General features: G+C 59.7%; 18 protein-coding genes and 1 pseudogene. 9 read left to right on the top strand and 10 right to left on the bottom strand.

The annotated features are described in order from the left end of the window. The 4 genes and pseudogenes from JWS10_RS07735 to idi form a co-directional block, all read left to right on the top strand. Positions 1–208 (top strand): annotated as a pseudogene (locus JWS10_RS07735) (bacteriochlorophyll/chlorophyll a synthase); the annotation flags it as partial. Continuing rightward, positions 205–1,518 (top strand): BCD family MFS transporter, encoded by a 1,314-nt coding sequence (locus tag JWS10_RS07730; RefSeq protein WP_299506050.1) that lies wholly within the window; start codon positions 205–207, stop codon positions 1,516–1,518. The pseudogene JWS10_RS07735 and the gene JWS10_RS07730, both read left to right, overlap by 4 nt. 1 nt (position 1,519) lies before the next feature. After that, a complete protein-coding gene (locus tag JWS10_RS07725) occupies positions 1,520–2,701 on the top strand; it encodes a geranylgeranyl diphosphate reductase (protein ID WP_299506048.1) in 1,182 nt (393 codons plus the stop codon). Next, entirely contained in the window at positions 2,698–3,216 is a 519-nt protein-coding gene (gene idi, locus JWS10_RS07720; protein ID WP_299506046.1) for an isopentenyl-diphosphate Delta-isomerase, read from the top strand. Before JWS10_RS07725 ends, idi begins: the two co-directional genes overlap by 4 nt. 345 nt (positions 3,217–3,561) lie before the next feature. Here idi and JWS10_RS07715 read toward each other — a convergent pair whose 3' ends face one another. Continuing rightward, positions 3,562–4,113, bottom strand: a complete 552-nt coding sequence (locus JWS10_RS07715; RefSeq protein ID WP_299506044.1) for a hypothetical protein — start codon at positions 4,111–4,113, stop codon at positions 3,562–3,564. Between the two features lie 316 nt (positions 4,114–4,429). Here JWS10_RS07715 and JWS10_RS07710 point away from each other — a divergent pair, with 316 nt between their 5' ends. Next, positions 4,430–5,863, top strand: coding sequence for a PAS domain-containing protein (locus JWS10_RS07710; RefSeq protein ID WP_299506041.1), 1,434 nt, complete (start codon positions 4,430–4,432; stop codon positions 5,861–5,863). Positions 5,864–5,889: 26 nt separating this feature from the next. Here the strand turns inward: JWS10_RS07710 and JWS10_RS07705 are convergent, their stop codons facing one another. The 6 genes from JWS10_RS07705 to JWS10_RS07680 all read right to left on the bottom strand — a co-directional run bounded on the left by JWS10_RS07705 (position 5,890) and on the right by JWS10_RS07680 (position 11,364). Continuing rightward, on the bottom strand, positions 5,890–6,315 hold the full coding sequence (locus JWS10_RS07705; RefSeq protein ID WP_299479530.1) for a response regulator: 426 nt from the start codon (positions 6,313–6,315) through the stop codon (positions 5,890–5,892). Between the two features lie 169 nt (positions 6,316–6,484). Further along, positions 6,485–7,747, bottom strand: a complete 1,263-nt coding sequence (locus JWS10_RS07700; protein ID WP_299506038.1) for an MFS transporter — start codon at positions 7,745–7,747, stop codon at positions 6,485–6,487. A gap of 67 nt (positions 7,748–7,814) precedes the next feature. Then, on the bottom strand, positions 7,815–9,311 hold the full coding sequence (locus JWS10_RS07695) for an alpha/beta fold hydrolase (protein ID WP_299506035.1): 1,497 nt from the start codon (positions 9,309–9,311) through the stop codon (positions 7,815–7,817). Positions 9,312–9,614: 303 nt separating this feature from the next. Further along, positions 9,615–10,718, bottom strand: coding sequence for an aminomethyltransferase family protein (locus tag JWS10_RS07690; RefSeq protein WP_299506032.1), 1,104 nt, complete (start codon positions 10,716–10,718; stop codon positions 9,615–9,617). Between the two features lie 92 nt (positions 10,719–10,810). Next, positions 10,811–11,122: a type II toxin-antitoxin system RelE/ParE family toxin gene (locus tag JWS10_RS07685; RefSeq protein ID WP_299479521.1), complete on the bottom strand. Its 312-nt coding sequence runs from the start codon at positions 11,120–11,122 to the stop codon at positions 10,811–10,813. Further along, entirely contained in the window at positions 11,119–11,364 is a 246-nt protein-coding gene (locus JWS10_RS07680) for a ribbon-helix-helix protein, CopG family (protein WP_299506030.1), read from the bottom strand. Before JWS10_RS07680 ends, JWS10_RS07685 begins: the two co-directional genes overlap by 4 nt. Before the next feature lie 307 nt (positions 11,365–11,671). Between JWS10_RS07680 and glpK the strand changes: the two genes are divergently transcribed. The 4 genes from glpK to queG all read left to right on the top strand — a co-directional run bounded on the left by glpK (position 11,672) and on the right by queG (position 15,771). Then, on the top strand, positions 11,672–13,144 hold the full coding sequence (glpK, locus tag JWS10_RS07675; protein ID WP_299506027.1) for a glycerol kinase GlpK: 1,473 nt from the start codon (positions 11,672–11,674) through the stop codon (positions 13,142–13,144). A 44-nt stretch (positions 13,145–13,188) separates the two neighbouring features. Next, positions 13,189–13,926, top strand: a complete 738-nt coding sequence (gene mtgA / locus JWS10_RS07670) for a monofunctional biosynthetic peptidoglycan transglycosylase (protein ID WP_299506025.1) — start codon at positions 13,189–13,191, stop codon at positions 13,924–13,926. A gap of 76 nt (positions 13,927–14,002) precedes the next feature. Further along, positions 14,003–14,668 (top strand): glutathione S-transferase family protein, encoded by a 666-nt coding sequence (locus tag JWS10_RS07665; protein ID WP_299480100.1) that lies wholly within the window; start codon positions 14,003–14,005, stop codon positions 14,666–14,668. A 50-nt stretch (positions 14,669–14,718) separates the two neighbouring features. Then, positions 14,719–15,771, top strand: a complete 1,053-nt coding sequence (gene queG, locus JWS10_RS07660; protein WP_299506023.1) for a tRNA epoxyqueuosine(34) reductase QueG — start codon at positions 14,719–14,721, stop codon at positions 15,769–15,771. Between the two features lie 55 nt (positions 15,772–15,826). On the opposite strand, the gene JWS10_RS07655 is transcribed toward queG, so the two are convergent. Genes JWS10_RS07655 through JWS10_RS07645 form a run of 3 tightly spaced genes read right to left on the bottom strand, consistent with a single transcriptional unit; the run spans position 15,827 to position 19,549 of the window. Further along, complete coding sequence (locus JWS10_RS07655) at positions 15,827–17,656, bottom strand: serine/threonine-protein kinase (protein ID WP_299506021.1); 1,830 nt, start codon at positions 17,654–17,656, stop codon at positions 15,827–15,829. Further along, positions 17,653–18,351, bottom strand: a complete 699-nt coding sequence (locus JWS10_RS07650) for a hypothetical protein (RefSeq protein ID WP_299506020.1) — start codon at positions 18,349–18,351, stop codon at positions 17,653–17,655. Before JWS10_RS07650 ends, JWS10_RS07655 begins: the two co-directional genes overlap by 4 nt. 25 nt (positions 18,352–18,376) lie before the next feature. Continuing rightward, complete coding sequence (locus JWS10_RS07645) at positions 18,377–19,549, bottom strand: OmpA family protein (RefSeq protein WP_299506018.1); 1,173 nt, start codon at positions 19,547–19,549, stop codon at positions 18,377–18,379. Positions 19,550–19,765 lie beyond the last annotated feature (216 nt).

Genomic DNA, 19,765 nt, shown 5'->3' with positions numbered 1-19,765 from the left:
GGTGATTGCGTTGCTGTTCATCTGGGGCAGGCCATGGCACGCGCTGGCGGTTCTGGCGCTGCTGGCGACGCAGGTTTGGGCGATGAAAACCCTGCTCGCCGACCCCAAGGGCCGCGCCCCTTGGTACAACGCCACCGGCATCGCGATGTATGTCAGCGGCATGATGATCACCGCTTTTGCCATCCGCACGTTGGAGGTCGCCCAATGACGCATCTGTCGTGGCTTTCCATCGTGCGGCTGGGATTGGTGCAACTGTGCCTTGGTGCGATCGTGGTGCTGACGACATCGACACTCAATCGGCTGATGGTGGTTGAGGCCGCCTTGCCTGCGGTGTTGCCGGGGCTGCTGGTGGCGCTGCACTATGGTGTGCAGATCACCCGGCCGAACTGGGGGTTCCGGTCTGACAGTGGTGGGGACCGCGCGCGGTTTATCGTGCTGGGGATGCTCGCGCTGGCCTTGGGCGGGTTTCTGGCGGCCTTTGGTTTTGTGGTGATGACGAGCGCCTATTGGCCGGGGCTTGCGGTTTCGGTGCTGGCTTATGCGCTGATCGGCATGGGGGTCGGGGCGTCTGGCACCTCGCTTCTGGCATTGCTGGCGACGGCGACCCATCCGCGTCGTAGGGCGGCTGCGGCGACGATCACATGGCTGATGATGATCTTTGGCATCGCGGTGACGGCGACGGTGGTGGGCAAGATGCTCGACCCCTATTCGCCCGCGCGGCTGCTGGAATTGGTGGCGGCGGTTGGCTTAATTGCGGTGACGCTGACCGTGGCGGCGATCTGGGGGATTGAGGCGCGGCATGGCGGCATGGAGCCGCCGCGTGAGGCCCGGCAGTCTTTCCGCGCTGGCATTGCGGAGATCTGGGCCGAGCCGCGCGCGCGGCATTTCACGCTGTTCATCTTTTTGTCGATGACCGCCTATTTCATGCAGGAGCTGATCCTTGAACCCTATGCCGGGCTGGCGTTCGGCTTCACCCCCGGCCAATCGACGCAGCTTTCGGGTGCGCAAAATGGTGGGGTGTTTGTCGGAATGTTGACGGTAGGCATCGCGGCGACCGGTTTGCGGATCGGATCGCTGCGGGCTTGGGTGATGTTGGGTTGCGCCGGGTCGGCGCTGGCGCTGACGGTGATCGCGCTGGCGGGGCAGATCGTCGGTGGTGGGGCGCTGCTGCTGCCCGCCACGATCGGGCTTGGCGTCTTTAACGGCATGTTCGCGGTGGCAGCCATCGGATCAATGATGGCGCTGGCGGGTGAGGGGCGCGGCGCGCGTGAAGGTACGCGGATGGGGCTTTGGGGTGCGTCGCAAGCACTGGCTGCCGGGTTTGGCGGGCTGATCGGCGCGGGCGCTGTCGATCTGACGCGGCAGTTCACCGACACGGCCAGCGCCTTTGGCTTTGTCTTCGTGCTGGAGGCGGGGCTTTTTGCGGCCGCCACCTGGATGGCGTCCCGAGTCATTGACGGGCGTGTCATAGACGCACAGCGCCAGCCCGGTTTGATCCACATGGTTGCAGGAGAATAACATGAGCTATGATGTCATCGTGATCGGCGGCGGGCCCTCGGGGGCGACGGCGGCGAATGATCTGGCGCGGGCGGGCTGCGATGTAGCCTTTCTGGACAGGGCAGGCCGTATCAAGCCTTGTGGCGGCGCGATCCCACCGCGCCTCATCGAGGATTTCTCGATCCCTGAAGCGCAGTTGGTGGCGCATATCCAGACGGCGCGGATGATCTCACCCACCCAACGCGCAGTGGATATTCCGATTGAGAACGGCTTCGTCGGCATGGTGGACCGCGAGCATTTCGACGAATTCCTGCGCAAGCGGGCGGTGGAAAACGGGGCTACCCGGCTGACCGGCACCTATCTGCGGTTGGAACGGGACGCGGGCGGCACGCATGTGATTTACCGCGACAAGGCGACGGGGGCCGAAATGCGGCTGGCGACCAAGCTGGTGATCGGGGCCGATGGGGCGCGATCTAACGTCGCCAAGGCCGAGGTTCCGGGGGGTGACAAGATCCCCTATGTCATTGCGTATCATGAGATTATCAAGGCTCCGGTGGCCAGCAATTCCTACGATCCGGGGCGCTGCGATGTGATCTATGACGGCAAGATTTCCCCCGATTTTTATGGCTGGGTGTTCCCGCATGGCGATCAATGCTCGGTAGGGATGGGGACGGGGATCGACGGGATTGATCTGAAACAGGCCACCGCCGATCTGCGCGCGCAGGCTGGGCTTGCGGGGTGCGAGACGATCCGGCGTGAAGGTGCGCCGATACCGCTGCGTCCGATGGACCGCTGGGACAATGGCCGCGATGTGGTACTGGCGGGCGATGCGGCGGGGGTGGTGGCGCCCTCCTCGGGGGAGGGGATTTACTACGCCATGGTTGGGGGTCGCGTGGCGGCTACGGCGGCACAGGCGACGCTCGCCACCGGGCGCGCATCCAAGCTGAAGCTGGCGCGCAAGATGTTTATGAAAGAGCACGGCACGGTGTTCAAAGTGCTGCGATCCATGCAGGATGCCTATTACAAATCGGATGAGCGCCGCGAGCGGTTTGTCAGCCTGTGCCACGATGTTGATGTGCAAAAGCTGACGTTTGAGGCTTATATGAACAAGAAACTGGTTTCCGCCCGACCGTTGGCGCATATCAAGATCGGTTTCAAGAATGTGCGACACCTGATGGGCTTTGTGCCTCCGGAATATGTATGAATGAACTGATCCCCGCATGGGCAAATGGCACGCTGACCCCGGTTGATAAACTCGAGGTCCATCAGCGCGGGTTGCGGCATCTCGCGGTGTCGGTGTTCGTGATGGACGGCGACAAGACCCTGCTGCAACGCCGCGCCTTGGGCAAATACCATACGCCGGGACTGTGGACCAACACCTGCTGTACGCATCCGCGCTGGGGCGAAGACCCAATGGATTGCGCCAACCGCCGCTTGCGCGAAGAACTGGGCATCACCGGGCTTGCGCTGCAACCTGTCGGCCAAATCGAATACCGCGCAGATGTGGGCAGCGGTCTGACGGAGCATGAGATGGTGGAAATCTTTGTGGCAGAAGCTTCGCGCGAGCTGCCGCTTGCGCTGAACTCGGCGGAAGTGATGCAGACCAAATGGGTGCCACGCACGCAACTTGTCGGTCAAGTCAGCGCCCATCCGGCCCTGTATACCCCTTGGCTCAAAATCTATCTGGACGCAGGTGTCGCCGCGCTCAGCGCAGGCTAGACGGTTGTTTGTAGCACCGTTGCAAATGCGGTTGCTCTACCTGTGCCGCCTTGCTTTCGATAAGATGTCCCACAGAAACGCAAATTTTTCTGGGCTGTCAAAGCTGACTGTAAGCTTGCCCTTCCCCGATCTGTTCGCCCCGGGGGACCGGCTGGTTTGACCAGCTTCTCGGCCTCACGCACCGAGAGGTTTTGCTTCATAGCGCGCCCAGCATGGGATGCGAGCCAAGCAACGCCCGCACCTGCCCCACCGAGAGCGAACCTCGGCGCAAAACTTCTGCACTTCCTCCGATGGCAACTGCAGCAGAAAGTGCGAACCCTCGACCGCAGTCCGGCCCAAAGAAACCTAGTGGATGCGAGCAATGACGCTGCAGACAGAGCGGAACTGGTCATCATTCGGGCCCATGCTGCCAGCGAGTCCGGTATATGGCTCAGTGCCGTTCGCAGGATTGTGCACCTCTTGACCCTCTGTCGCCCCGGTGATGGAGGTCTGATTGGTGGTGCCGGGGGTCGCAGTTGCCGCGTCATCGGTGCTGGGCAGAGCTTCGCCTGCGGCACGATTGCCCCCGTCCGCACTCTGCCCGGGCTCTGTCACGCCTTCTTCGGTGTTCGACCCGCTTTGCTGCGACTGCACCGACGAGCCGCTTCCCGTGGCATCAGCTGGTGCCGCCAAAACCCCGCAGCGCTGCAGCACGGCCGCCTGATCGTCCGCACTCAACCCCGTCCAGTGCGCCCGGATCTCATGCTCGGACCGCAGAAGGGTCAGGCCCTTGTCACTGAAAAACCCCGCGCCAACGGTGTCCCACCAGTTTTCAGCCGAGGGTTGGTCATCGCTGGCGGTCTGCGAAAATGCGGGTGAAGCGGCCAGAAAGGCCATGCAGACAAAAGTGCGAAACATTGGATAAATCCTTTCGTGTGCAGTTTCGTTGCAATAACATCAGGCAGAGGGAAAAGTTCCGGCGCCCCCAATTGGCGCCCCTTTGATTACGCTCAACCCGCCTTCCGGCAGCGCACCGATTGTGCCGCTCCTCAAACATATTTCAATTATCAGGGCAATGTCTGCTACAAATCGCATTGACGCGACAGCGGTGGCAGGATTTTGGACAGTGTACCGGGCGCAGAGTAACCTCTGCCACGCCGACTGTTGCCGCTTTGCGGGAATTGACAGAGATGTTAAGCATTCCCCTTCACAATTTTGTTTTCGGAACAACAGCATGTCTTCAACGCGCTACGGCGGCCCGCAACAGTCAATGGCCGAAGCCAACGCTGTGCCGGAAAACCCGTATGGGACCGAAGCCGCGTCGCAGACAGCGGCGGGCGTTTATCCGTTTGGCTCAACCCTTGCGGGTTTGGTGGTCACTGATGCGTTGAAGCAGCGGCTTGGGTTTAGCGATCCCGCAGAAATCCCGATTGATCTGTTTCTGCACCGCGTTCACCCGTCAGACCGCGCTCAGGTTTCGGCGCATCTTGCAGGCGCCGATCAGTCCAGCTTTGACTTTACGCTTCGATTGAATGTTGCAGATGGAACAATGCGGCCTTTTGTGATGCGCGGCGTGCATATTGGGGCGCATAATGTGTCGGGCGTTCTGGTCGAACTTTCGCGCAACAATGACGCGTTGCACGTTGAAGACATGACAGGCACCCAGACCTTAGGCTTTGCGGCGATTGCCGATGCGATGCCGCAAATGGTTTGGTCGACCCGACCTGACGGCTTCCACGATTACTATAATGCCGTCTGGTATGATTTCACCGGCGTGCCACCTGGCAGCACCGATGGCGAGGGCTGGAACGGCATGTTTCACCCCGATGATCAAGCGCGGGCGTGGCAGCGTTGGGAGCATTCCTTGGCGACCGGTGCGCCTTACGAGATCGAATATCGGCTGCGCCACAATTCAGGCGAGTATCGCTGGGTTTTGGGCCGCGCCCGTGCAGTGCGTGACGATAGCGGCCAGATCGTGCGCTGGTTGGGCACTTGCACTGACATCAATGACACCAAGAAGGCGGCTGCCTACGTTGAATTGCTCAGTCAGGAGCTGAGTCACAGGATAAAGAATATCTTTGCGATCATTCAAAGCCTTATCGGGTTGTCGGGGCGACGTGCGCCAGAATCCGCGGCCTTTGCGCGCGATCTGCAAGCCCGGATTGCCTCGCTGGGGCGTGCGCATGATCTGGCCCGGCCGCACAGTGATCAATCGCGGCCCCACACTGGCGAGGTGACGCTGCACAGCCTCGCCCGCGAAATTCTCAAGCCTTATCTGGCGATGGATGATGGCCGCATCACCATCAGCGGCGAAGATGTTTCGGTTGACGATGCGGCAGCGACACCGTTCGCGCTTATCCTGCATGAACTTGCAACTAATGCCAAAAAATACGGCGCATTGTCTGCAGATGCGGGAAAGGTTGATCTATTCTCGCGTTGTGATGACACGCAGTGTCGATTGGTTTGGACCGAAACGGGCGGTCCTGATGTCACAGGGAAGCCTGTGGTTGCAGGCTTTGGCACCAAGCTGATGCTGGCCAGCGCGCAATCTCATTTGAATGGGCAAATTGAATGGCAGTGGACGTCGGACGGCGTCGTCGTCAACGTAAGCTGCCCGCGCAGCAGTTTATTGCGCGCACGTCAAACCGTCAAAACTCGGGATGCTTAATGCTGATCTTCGCTAAACTGGCGACCCTAGGCGTGGATTTGCACCGCGCCGAACATCGTCAGCGCTGGCGGCGGCGCGAGCATGTGAGCTTGGTTGCTTTTCAGACCAAGAATATACTCAACCGTTTGCCGTATGATGTGAGGGTCCGCGGGCTTCGGTAATACCCCCACCGCGCCCGGAAAGCCGTCGCCAAGCATCCGTGGATTGGCGGTGATAAACACCACGTTAATCCCAAAGTCACGTGCCAGTCTTGCGCCAATCTCGCGCCCTGTAGGGCCATCACGCAGGTTCACATCCACCAGCGCCACGTCGGGATTGCGCGCGCCAAGCTGCAGCGCGCTTGTTGTATCGGCAGCGATGCCAACAGTTTCAAACCCGAAGTCTTCGAGCGTGGCCTCCAGATCCATCGCGACGATGATCTCGTCCTCGACAATCAATATGCGTCCAGCCATTTAAATACCTGCTCGTTTCACCCATCTTGCCTCGGAGACCTCACAAAGCACAGGCTAACGGGGGATCCGATGCATGGTTCCCTAGGTCTAAAGTTTGATGCGCCAGTGGTACGCGAAATCATCAGTGCAAATCGTCGCGATTGTATGTGTTGCCGGTGGCAGTGTGGCATCACAAGTTATCCTCTGACGGCAGCGTTATAACCAGACCGAGGGCAGCTAGTTTCAGCACGCAGGGGATCACGGTATAGGCAATGTTCAGGGTGTTCAATGCCTGCGCAGAATTGATCTGCCCCGGCTGGAAACCGTTCCATTGCAGCAGTGGCATCACGATAAAAGCCGCCAGCGCCAGCCCCAACTTGCCCGCAAACGCCCAGATGCCAAAGGCAAGCGAGGCTTTCAGACCCGCCCGCGTCAGTGCGACCGAAAACATCGCAGGCAACAGGATGGTGTCAGACCCAAGGGCGGCCCCGGCAGCGACGCAGATGATGGCAAAGCTCAGATAATCGCCGGGACTTAGAAAGGCCGCCCCGGCAAAGCCCACAATCGCCAAGGGCACTGAGATCATCAGAGTGGTCTTGGCACCTATCCGCTGGCTCGCTCGGGTCCATATCGGCACGCTGAGGCCCGCGCTGAGAAAGAACAGAGTGAGCAGCGCCCCTGCGCTACCCGGCAGCAGCAAGCGGTCTTCGACAAAAAACAAAAACAGCGTTGAGGTAATGGCGACGGGAAGGCTGTTGATCAAGGCCAGCACCAAAATCCGCAGCGCCCCTGCGTTGGCTAGACCGGCGAGCGAGAACGTCTCACCCAAGACCACCGGGCGCTGCCAGATCGAAAAGCTGAACGCCGCCGTCAGGATCGCGAGCCCGCCCAGCAGCAGGCCAAAGGCCGGATAGCCTTGCCCACTCGCCCCCAAAGCCAGCAGAACCGCCGGCGCCATTGCCGCAAGGATGACACCCGCCAACATGCCGCCCTCGCGGTAGGCGGCCAGTGTCAACAGGGCTTGCGGTTCAGGCCGCTCGGCCAAGGTGGCGCTGCGACCATAAAGCAGAATTGTGCCTAAGCTGTAGGCGGCAAACAGCAAAACCAAGGCCGCTACCAGTTGCGCCACGACATCTGGGCCGGGCGACAGCGAAAACAGCAGCGGAAAGCCAACCGCAAGCCCAGCCACGGCGGCCATTGCGAAGGTGCTTTGCAGGCGCGGCCAGCGATCTATCGCCCAGCCGATCAGCGGATCTTGCGCAAGATCAATCACCCGGATCACCAGCAAAATCGTGCCAATGGTCCCCAGACCGATGCCAAGATTGATCGCGGCAAACTGCGGCAGATGGATGTACAGCGGTATCCCCGTTGCAGCCAGCAGCAAGGCATAGAGACTGACGCGCGGGTAATGGCTTGTACCGTTGCGGGGTTCGGCGTTGGCGATCTGCGGCATATGGGATGGGCCTTTGAAATGAGCGGATATGGTTCGGCTTTGCGACGCGGCCAGTAAAACCGACGCATCACGAAGGTGCGAACAAAGGAAAGCTGACGCCTAGCGCCCAAGCGAGGCACAGGCCCAGCCCGAGCCCTGCCGCCAAGGCTCCGGAACGCTGCGCGATCCACCGCCCCATCAAGCCATGCACCAGAAAGAACAACACAAACACAGGCAGCACGATCAACACAAAGGTCAGATCGCCCGGATCAAGGACCGCGGCGACCCCCAACGAGGCAAACAGTGCCAGTCTTGCCGCACATCTGCGCCACAAAGCTGCTCGTCCGGCTTGGGTCAGATAGCTGTCGGCCACCATGCACGGCACCGTTCCAAGGCAGAGGGCTGCGATGATCGGCAGGCGTTGCAGCGTAGGCCAGAAGTTGGCGGCGTAGCGATCCAGTGCCAGACCGAACACCAGGGTGCCCCACAAGACCAGCATCAGCGCAGACAGGGCGGCGGCTTTGGTGGGCCAGCGCGGCCAAATCCGCAGCAAGGCAAGCTGAAGCAACCCGAACAACGCCAGATGCAGCATCAGATAATCGGCCACCAAAACTGGCAGGAAGTTGCGGTAAAACGGCGTTATTATAAGAGGCGCTGCGACCGTCGGCACAAGGATAGCCAGCAAAAACTGGCTGGTCGAGATGCGGGCGGTTGCAGGTGCGGCGGGCTGCTTTGAGACGACAGGGTAAAAGCCCAAGACGATGCCCCCGAGCAGCGCAAAAATCCACCAGCCGCGCGGGGTGGGTGTGGTTTTGCTTTGATGGGCAAAGGCTACGTCGAACCAATCTTGCGCAGCCTTCACCGCGCTGGGGCTGAACAACACGCCGACATGCTCGACACCGGGTGCCACCATCGTTGCCCGCCTGACAATGCCCGAATGGGCCAGCGCGCCCTCGAGAGCATTCGGGTCGACCAGATGCACAGCGTCAAGCCCGGCCTTGCGCAGATAGCTCTCCCACGCGCCCGAGATCACCAGCAGTTGTTGCGGCGCATCGGCGGTGACGGCCTGCGAGAACATCGAAATCGCAACAACGGCCTGCACCGGATGCCCTGCGGTCGTCTCGGCAATGCTGGCGCGCACGATGATGTCTGTCGCCATTGAATGGCCCAACAAGCCAACGCGGGCATCTCCGGGCAGGCTGCGCGCATAGGCGATCACCCGGCGCGTCTCGGCGACCAATAGCGCGGTTGTACCCTCCACCGAGGTCACATCGCCCGACATAGGCTGCGAATTGCGGCCGTGGCCCTCAAAATCAAACGCCAGCACGCGGTATCCCGCTTGCGCCAAAGCCAAAGAATACGACTGCATGATCTGGCGCGATCCGGCAAAGCCATGCGCTACCACGACAATCGGTCCGGGCTGCTCGCCCTGCTGCAAGGACGCGCGCTGATAAAGCGTCACCGGAGTTGTGCCAACGCTCAGGTCGGAAATCTGCAATCCCGCCCGCGATTGCTCTAGCTGGATCACCGCGACAAGGCTAAGCACTAGCGCGAAAATACCAATGAATATGCGAGCTTGGTTCAAATCAAATGCTCTGAGCTATTTGGCGAATCTGTTGGGTTATAGTTGGATACGCGGCTTTGAGGGCAGCGGATCACTGTATGACAAAGATCATCGCTCGCGGTAGCAATCCGTAAGCTTTCGATTGCAGGCGGGTTCGGCACGATGGCCGACGGCGTAAAGGACGCTGCACAGTGCGGCGGTGCGACTATGGGTGATGATCGAAGTTAACACAGAAAAGAGGCACGGCAATGCCGCCCATTCTCAGCGTCATTATACGAACTTAAAGCAAGGCTCTTGTAGATTTGAAACTCGCCTGAAAATTGCCTAAGCTCGAAGCCGCGCGCCCTCTGGATCGAGAAACGCCTTGCGCGCCACCCGCCCTGCAATACCGCCAACCGTCAGCTCTGCACCCTCTACGGCAAAGGCTTTCTCGATATGCGCCGATGCCAAAACTGCCCCGACCGAATAGCCATGATCGCTATAGGTGACATGCCCAACGCGCCGCCCATCCGCCATAACCGCAGCGCCTTCAATCGCCGAAACCTCGCCCTCCAGCCGCAACCCGACCCAAACCGTTGGCACCCCAGCATCACGCACCCGCAGCAACGCCTCACGTCCAATAAAATCCCCCTTATCAAACTTAATGAACGCATCCGTCCCGACATGAAACGGCGTCAGGCTTTCGTCCATGTCAATGCCATGTGCGGGATACAGCTTTTCCAGACCCAGCGTGAACATCGCCTGCACGCCATAAGGCCGCAGGCCAAACGCCCCACCGATAGCCATCAATCCGTTCCAAACCCCTGCCGCTTCATCTGACGGAACGAACAGCTCAAACCCCAACTCCCCCGTCACCCCGGTGCGCGAGATCATCACCCGCGTCTCGCCAAAATGTCCCCAAGTGAACTGCCACCGCTTCAGCGCGCTCAAATCCGCATCCGGAATAACCGCCGCCAACAGCTCACGCGAGCGTGGGCCCTGCACCGTCGGAAACGCAATCGCCGCCGTAATATCCGTCACATAAGCCCGCCGCCCATTCGCGTGTTGCATCGCCCAATCGCGGATTTTCAACCGATTGCGAGAGCCTGAAACAATCAGAAAATGCTCCTCTGCCAGCCGGAAAACCGTCAGATCGTCCATCACCCCGCCATCCGGCGCACAAACCGAGGCGTAACGTGCGGCTCCGACCTTCATCGCCGACGCATCATTGACGATCAGATAATTGACCAGCGCCTCAGCTTCCGGCCCCTTCACGTCAATTTTCCCCATGGTGGAAAGATCCTGAACCCCGACATTAGCCCGCGTGTTCAGATGCTCGGCGCGCACGTCGCCGTAATGATGCGCCGAGATAAACCCGCCACCCACCGGCCCCATCTGCGCCCCCAAAGCCGAAGCCAAAGCATAAAACGGTGTGCGGCGCAGCGGCATGAATGTCTCCGAAAATGGGTTTTGCAGATCCTAACAACCCAACCCATCGCCGCAGCACCACCCGCGACATTTCCAGTCGCGAACGTGCGGATTTAGTCGCGCAAGACAAACTGCAAATCGCGTGCCGAGTGCAGCACCCGCTGAATTGTGACGCCCTGCGCAGTTTCCAGATAAAGCACCAGCTGTGGAAATCCCTTGATCGGCCAAACCCGCAATCCGGCAATCGCCAGATTTCCCGCTAACCGAGGCGATCCGCTCGCCGGAAACGCATCTAGGTGGTCGATGCAGCCATCCCAAGCCGTCATAAATCCAGCAGCCAGTACGATGCCAGCTTCGGTCAAATAAAAGTCGGTAATCGCGTTCAAGTCAGCCTCTGCTGCCCGGCTGACGATAACTGCCGTCATTCGGCGGCCTTCATCCCCATTCGGGCCGCCTCAATCTTCGCACGCAATCGAGCCGAGACATCTTCAGCGGGCCCCGCATCGCCAGACTCCATGCCCTCAATCACCAAAGCCCGCAGCCGCTCAATGCCCTCTTTCCGCTCACGGATCAGCGCGCGCATATATTCGCTGGTCGTGGTAAAGCCATGCATGCGCACCTGCTCGTCCACAAACGCCTTCATGTCATCGGGTAAAGAGATATTCATCGTGCTCATACCACCCAGCATACGACATTGGCAAACTTTGGCAAGACTTGCCAAACGCCGACGTTGCGGAACCAACTGTAACACCGTTGCGTGACGACTCGCCGCTCTATAACTTCGACAAAACGGCCTGGCAAAATAACATCTAGCCGACGCGGAAACCGCCCGATTCACCGTGTCTTTCGCCGATGATAGGGCGACGAGCGATGCGGCGAAGACATTAAGAAACACCTAACGCAAAAAATAAGTTGTTGATATAAACCCAAAGCCATTCTGTCCAAACGCGGACACTTCTGATTAAAGGTCTCAAATGCCGCAAATTCTCGCAATTGACCAAGGCACGACTTCAACGCGGGCCATCTTGTTTTCGCATGACCTCACCCCGATCACCTCCGCGCAGGAGGAATTCCCGCAGCATTACCCCGCCTCGGGCTGGGTCGAACATGACCCCGCCGACCTTCTCCGCACCACGCTTTCCGTGGTCCGAACCGTCCTCTCCCGCACCGACCCCGCCGACATCGCCTGTATCGGCATCACCAACCAGCGCGAGACCACGATTATCTGGAACCGCGAGACCGGTAAACCCATCGCCAACGCTATCGTCTGGCAAGACCGCCGCACCGCCGCGATTTGCGACGCCCTGCTGCCTCACGAGCCGATGATCACCGCCCGCACCGGCCTGCTGCTCGACCCCTACTTCAGCGCCACCAAGGTGAAATACCTGCTCGACCACACGCCGGGAGCCCGCGCCGCAGCCGAAGCAGGCAAGCTCGCCTTCGGCACCGTTGACACCTACCTGATCTGGCACCTCACCGCCGGACGCAGCCACGTCACCGACGCCACCAACGCCGCCCGTACCATGCTGTTCAACATTAAAACCAACCAGTGGGACGCCGAAATCTGCGCTCTCTTAAACATCCCAATGTCCCTACTGCCCGAAGTCAAAGACTCCGCCGCCGAGTTCGGCACCACCGACGCCGCCTTGTTCGGCCACGCCATCCCGATCCGCGGCGTCGCGGGCGATCAGCAAGCCGCCACCGTCGGTCAAGCCTGCTTCCAACCCGGCATGATGAAATCCACCTACGGCACCGGCTGTTTCGCGCTTTTGAACACCGGCACCACCATGGTCGCCTCAAAGAACCGCCTGCTCACCACCATTGCTTACCGTTTGAACGGCGAGACCACCTACGCGCTGGAAGGCTCGATCTTCATTGCCGGGGCCGTGGTGCAATGGCTGCGCGACGGCTTGAAAATCATCGCCAACGCCGCCGAAACTCAAACCCTCGCCAGCCATGCCGACCCCGCGCAAGACCTGATCCTCGTCCCCGCGTTCACCGGCCTCGGCGCTCCGTATTGGCGGCCCGAATGTCGCGGTGCGGTCTACGGCATCACCCGTAACTCCGGCCCCGCCGAATTGGCCCGCGCCGCATTGGAGAGCGTTGGTTTCCAGACCCGCGACTTGTTGGAAGCCATGCGCGCCGATTGGGGTACCGCTGCCGAGGGCGTGCTGCGCGTCGATGGCGGCATGACTGCAAGCGATTGGACGATGCAATTTCTCGCCGACATTCTTGGCGCCCCCGTCGATCGCCCCAAAGTCACCGAAACCACCGCGCTCGGTGCCGCCTACCTCGCAGGCTTGCAATCCGGCCTTTGCCCGCCGCCGCAGGAATTTGCGCAAAACTGGGCGCTGCAACATCGCTTCCAACCGCGAATGTCCGAGATCACCCGCCAAAGCAAATATCAACGTTGGGGCAGGGCGGTGCAGGCCACAATGTTAGTGTGAGCCAACACTTGACCAAATCCAGTCGTTAGGGCCTAAGCTGCCGCATGGTCGATACCCCTAAAAAATCGCGTAAAAAACCTGAGCCAGAGCTGATCGCCCTTAAATCCAAGGGGCGACGGATCAGGCGTTGGCTGCTGCGCGGTGTTGCGGGCGTTGCCGGGTTTTTCGCCGTCCTGATCCTGCTGTTCAGCTTCATTCCACCACCGATTAACCTGTATCAGCTGTCCGAAAGCTGGCGGCTTGGCGGCATCAGCAAAGACTGGGTCGATTGGGATGAAATCGCCCCGGTGATGGGTCGTTCGGTTGTCGCAGCCGAGGATGCCAATTTCTGCCTGCATTGGGGCTTCGATATGGCCGCGATCCGTGCTGCCGTCGATCAAGGCGGCAATCGCGGTGCCTCGACGCTAACCCAGCAAGTCGCGAAAAACGTCTTCCTCTGGCAAGGTCGTAGCTGGGTGCGCAAGGTGATTGAAACCACCCTCACCCCGCTGGTGGAACTAGTGTGGTCGAAGCAACGTATCCTCGAAGTCTATCTCAATGTGGCAGAATTTGACGAGGGCGTGTTTGGCGTCCAAGCCGCCGCCCAGCATTACTTTGGCGTCGATGCGCGCGACTTATCCGCCCTGCAGGCCGCCCGTCTCGCTGCGATTTTGCCTGACCCCAAAGGCCGCTCTGCCAGCAAACCCAGCAGCTTCGTGCGACGCCGCACCGGCGCGATCATGTCGGGCGCCGAAACCATTCTGGCGGATGGCCGCGCGGATTGCTTTCAGCGCCGCGACTAACCGGGGATTGTGGTTGAATTTCCGAGCTTGGCGCGGCATTGAAGATCAAACCCTGCATACAAAGACCAATCCCCCCATGATCCGCCTGTATCACTTCCCGCTGTCGCCATTCTGCCGCAAGGTGCGCCTGACTTTGGCCGAAAAGCGGCTAGAGGTAGAGCTGATCGAAGAACGCTATTGGGAGCCTTCGCCCGATTTCCTGCGCCGTAACCCAGCTGGCAAAGTTCCGGTGCTGCGGATTGAAAACAAGGTGCTTTCTGAAAGCCAAGCGATCTGTGAATACTTGGAAGAAGCCTATCCGAACCCGCAGCTGATGCCGCGCGACATGGATATGCGCTTCGAAGTGCGCCGTCTGTGCGCGTGGTTTGATGACAAATTCCACGCCGAAGTCACCTCAAAGCTGCTGTATGAGCGGGTCAATAAAAAGATCATGGCGCATGGCAATCCCGACTCCAAAGCGGTGAAGTCCGGCGCGGGTAGGATCAAGTATCACCTCGACTATCTCGGCTGGTTGCTCGATCAACGCCGCTGGCTGGCTGGCGATGTGATGACTTTGGCCGATCTGACGGCGGCGGCACATCTGTCCTGTCTCGATTATATCTCGGATGTTGATTGGCATCGCTCGGCGACGGTGAAAGATTGGTACGCCAAGATCAAATCGCGGCCTTCGTTTCGCACGCTATTGGCCGACCAAGTCTCGGGTTTTCCGCCACCCCAGCATTACGCCGATCTGGACTTCTAGCTGTAATTGGGGGCTAGCCCCCAAACCCCCAGGATATTTGAGCAGAGAGGATGACCTTGCCGTCTCTCAAAGATCATTTGATCGCGAAAGCGTTGGAGGAGGGATTTTCCAAAGTCGGTATCTGTGCGCCGGATGCCGTGCCGGAAACCGCAGGACGCTTGCGCGAGTTTCTGTCAGCCGACCGTCACGGTCAAATGACTTGGATGGCCGAGCGAGAGCATTGGCGTGGCAACGCCGCCGCGCTTTGGCCCGAGGCGCGTTCAGTCATTATGCTGGCCGAGGTTTATACGCCCGAAACCGATCCGCGCGATGTGCTGAGCCAACCCGACCGCGCGGCGGTGTCGGTCTATGCGCAGGGCAAGGATTACCACGATCTGGTGAAGCGGCGGCTGAAGCGGCTTGGCGGCTGGTTCGCGACCGTTGCGAAAGCCGAGATCAAGGTTTTCGTCGATACCGCCCCGGTGATGGAGAAACCGTTGGCCGAGGCGGCGGGCTTGGGCTGGCAGGGCAAGCATACCAACCTTTTGTCGCGCGACTTAGGCAACTGGTTCTTCCTTGGCGCAATTTTCACCACCGCCGATCTGCCGAAAGATGCGCCCGAGGTCAGCCACTGCGGCACCTGCACCGCGTGTTTGGATGCCTGCCCGACCAACGCCTTCCCTGCGCCCTATCAGTTGGATGCCCGCCGCTGCATTTCTTACCTGACCATCGAGCACAAAGGCCCGGTTGACCTTGACTTGCGTGCCCTCATGGGCAACCGAATTTACGGCTGTGATGATTGTCTCGCTGCTTGCCCATGGAACAAATTCGCCCAAGCCGCCAAGGACATCGGTTATCAACCGAAAGTCGGCGCGCCTGAACTCGCCGATCTGGTGAGCCTAGACGATGCCGCCTTCCGCGCGCGCTTTGCTGGTAGCCCGATCAAGCGCATCGGCCGTGACCGTTTTGTGCGCAACGTGCTGTATGCGATCGGCAACTCCGGTCTGCCGGGTCTTGCGACCCATGCCGCAGCGTTGAGGGCTGACTCTGATCCGACCGTGGCCGAGGCGGCAAATTGGGCGGTGGGTCGGTTAATCGGTGGAGCAACTGTGAACGGTCTCTGAAGTAAGGCGCTCAAGCCAATGAGTTTGGCCGGAGTTGAGACGGTGTTTGGCCAACTTAACGCACCTTGAAAGCCATCAGGCGCTCATCCACCGAAACCAGCTTCGCGACCTTCAATCGCTGGATGAAATCCGCCACCGGCTCAATCCGCAAATCTCCGCTGAGCGGCGCTTCGGATTGCACGACCAGAACCATCGCCAGCCCGGCATTGTTAACCACAAACGCCGACCCGCCTTCAATGGCCTCGGCGACCGATGATGCGACCTGCAGCGTACCAGCCTCGCCACCCTTCCGGTTCGCCAGCAGATGCAGCACATGACCCGACCCGTCCACCACAACCGCTGACACATAGCCAGCCACCGCGGGCATCGCCACGTCAATCACCGGGTTCTGGCCGACCGTATACATACCGTCCGGGTTAGGATCGGCGCTGTCGCCATAGCCGAGCGAGACCGTGAACCCGCCAGACCCGACAGATGGCAACGCGTTCAAAACGCTACAAATCTGGGGATTTAGCGGCTGCAAATCCAGTTCCAAAGCCCGCTTGCCCACTGCGGGCGCAAGGCTGACTTTCAACGCGGAAATGGTCGCCTCCGACCCTACGCGACCATTGATCCGCACCGCATCGCCCTCGGCATACCCATCCGGAGGCGGGTTTGTTGCGCTGAGTGGCCCGCAATCCTGCGCTTGCGCCAGCAAATTCGTCAGCGTCGCGGCCGTCAGCACGGCTGGCTTGACGGACTCAGCTATCGGCACATCAGCAACGGTTTCCGGTTCCGGCGAAGGGGCGGAGTTGAAGGCACCCGAAAAATACGCCACGCCACTGGTCGCCACAATAACCGCAACCGCAAGCGGCAGGATGAGCGATCTTTTAGCTGGCGTCGCCGCGCTCACGCTAGGTGCAGCAACGGCGTTGCCAAATGGGCTGGCATCTGACGCGCCAAGCACCGGCAGCACCCCGCCGATGATCGTGGCGTTTGCCTCGGGAGAGGTTTTACCAGCAGGCACCAACGCCGGATTATCCAGCGCCGCGATCACCTGTGCCATCGTCGCGGGCCGCGCATCCGGATCAGGCGACAGCATCCATTGCAGCAACGGCACCAAGCCCGCGTCAACACCGCTAAGGTCCGGCACCGCAGCCCGCTTGCCCACGGCATCGACAATCGAATCGCCCATCGGTAGCACGGCACCTTTGCTCGCCGCCGCAGCCACCAATGCCAGCGAGTAAATGTCCGATCGACCATCCACATGGCCACCAAACGCCCCCAGTTGTTCTGGCGCAACCCAGTTGAACTTGCCCGCAAACTGGCCTTGCAACAGCGTGCCAGCCCCAATCGCCGAGGATTTCGCGATGCCAAAGTCGATCAGCTTGGCGTGCTCGACCAAACCTTCCTCAAGGATGATATTGTCCGGCGACATATCGCGATGCACCACCCCGGCGCGGTGGGCCTTGTCCAACCCCGAGGCCACCCGCCGCAGCATCACCCGCACATCATCTGCGGGCATGGGCCCCTGCTCGATCCGATCGGAAACCGGAGTGCCCGACACAAATTCCATCACCAGACACGGCCGCCCGATAATCGGATCGTTGGTGAACACATGATAACGCACAATCGCTTCGTGGCTTAACCGCGATAGCGTGGTGCTTTCCTTTTGAAACAGCGCGACGATCTTTGGATCATGCGCCAAACTCGGCAGCACGATCTTGATCGCAACCGGCTCGCCATTGTGGATGTTATGTCCGCGATAAACCTCGCCCATACCTCCCGCGCTGATCAGCTTGTCGATTTCATAGGTGCCAATAATCCGGGTGCCACCACTTACTGTTGTGGCGCGCTCGCGTGGCGGTTCGGCGGCGAAGCCGGGGTTTGTCGGGTTATTTGTCATTGCGACCTACATCCGCCCAGCGCCCACGCCTTCAGACCAATCTTGAAGGTTTCACCCAGTGGATGCGGTTTGGTCAGAGCCTCTGCTGCATCGGGTTTGGTATAGGTTTTCGCCTGATCACACAGGCTTGCTTCGGTCCAGGCATGGCAGTTGGCGCAGGATTTGTCCTTCCACGCCTCTTCGGGCAACCCTTCAATCGGCGCGAACTGCGGGGTCGCGGTTGAGATCAGGTTGGCAATGGAGCGACCCTTGATATATTCGCCCACTGGAAACGGCGTGGTGAAGGTTAGCCCGGCGAGCTCAGCCATAGGATCGGGCGCAGCCTCCACCACAGGAGCTAGGGCCAAAAGCGCGAGCTCCGATTGAGCAACTGGCGCGAACAAGCCCTGTGGATAGACAGTCAGATAGGTTTGATAATCCGCCGCATCTTTTGACATTCGAGCCGCGACAATCAGATCATGCTGCTGAACGTAGCCCTCAACCGCCTCAATCGGCATCAGTCCAAGCGCGCGTGCCGTATTGATGCTTTTGCCCAACATCGCCTTCGCTTCAGCTAGATGCGCGCTTTGCGGATAATCTTGCACAAAGCCTTGCAGTCGCACGATATCTTCAGAGCCCAGAACGGCTTGCCAATCACTGACTTCATCTGCACGAAGCTTCGGTGCCGAAACGGTCAACCCAAGCAGAGCCAGCATCACAATCCAGCCGCCTAGTCGCACCCTACTGCACCAAAGCAAATTCGATCCGCCGATTGCGAGATTTATGCTCGGTCGTATCATTGGCAAATATCGGCTTATCCTCGCCATAGCCGACCGCAGTGAAGCGGTCTGCCGCCAGCCCCTTGCCCACCAAATAGCGCATTACCGATTTGGCGCGCGATTGCGACAATGATTGGTTTGCCGCCGGGGCACCGTCAGAATCGGTATGGCCGGAAATCTCTATCTTCAAGCCGGGGCAGCGCGCAATGATATCGGCAACACTATCTAACAGCGGTGCGCTGCTGGCTTGTAGTTTGGCCGAGCCGGATTGGAAATTGATGTTGCCGCTGCGTGATAAAATCTCAAATCGCCCGGTGCATGCTTCGAGATCAAGATCGCCGGTCGGCTCCAAAGCCACTGCTGCCGTATCTACCGCGACTGCGTCGGGCACCACCGGAGCAGTTCCCGCGGGCAGTGGGGCTTCTGGCGTTGCAGGCGCGACGGGGGCTTCGGCGATCACTTCGGGCGCGGTTGGTTCCGCTGTTGTCGGTGTGGTGGTCGGTGCCGTGGCGCCACCATTGCGCTTCAACATCAAATCAAAGCTGACTGTGCCGGAGGGGATTATCACCACCTTCGCGGCCTCTTGCAGTTTTTGCACGCCTTCAGCCAAGCCGAAATCATCGGTGGCAATCACCACTGGCACCGTCGACGACACCACCACGGTATCATCTTGCAACAATGTCACAGCGACATCCGTCTCAAGCTGTTTCTTCACGCCGTGCAGGTCCAGCGTATAGGGCAGATGAATGGTCTTGCGCCGCAACGTCGGCAGATCAGCCAAGTCAGCAGGATTGATCTTGGCGGTGATCACGGCTTCGGGGAAGCGAAAGGTTTCAAACAGTAAAAACCGCATCCGCACGTTGCGCAAATCAATCTTGGTATCTACCGAGTCCAAAAACACATGCAGCGACAGCGTGCCATCTGCGGCAAGATCACCCGAGAAGGCAGCGAAGGTGCTGGACTCAACTTTGGTGACATTTTTCACGGATTGGAACCGCAGTTGAGAGCTGGCCGCATCTACTTGCCAGCCCGGCGAAAAGCTAGCCTCCTCAGCCGCGAGGGGCAGCGGTGCAAGCAAGGCAATCAGAGCGATGCTCAGTTGAAATTTGTTAAAATATGCAAACGGGCCGAACATCAAAAAGCTCCTAAATCGCGCGGGGCACAGGTCGGTAAGAAAGCAATAAACGCATTAACCTGTTAAGAAATTCTTTATCGACCCAGCCTATCGGAACCGCTGTCACCACGCAAGCCTGCCGCCTCTGGTCTGAAAGCGAAGCGAATCATTCACACACGGCATGATTGCAACGGTCCAAATTTGGTCACGCTTTAATTGCGCAGAAACAGTGACTTC

Source organism: Cypionkella sp. (assembly GCF_028290025.1).
Taxonomy (GTDB): Bacteria; Pseudomonadota; Alphaproteobacteria; order Rhodobacterales; family Rhodobacteraceae; genus Cypionkella.
This window is presented reverse-complemented; position numbering and strand designations above follow the sequence as displayed.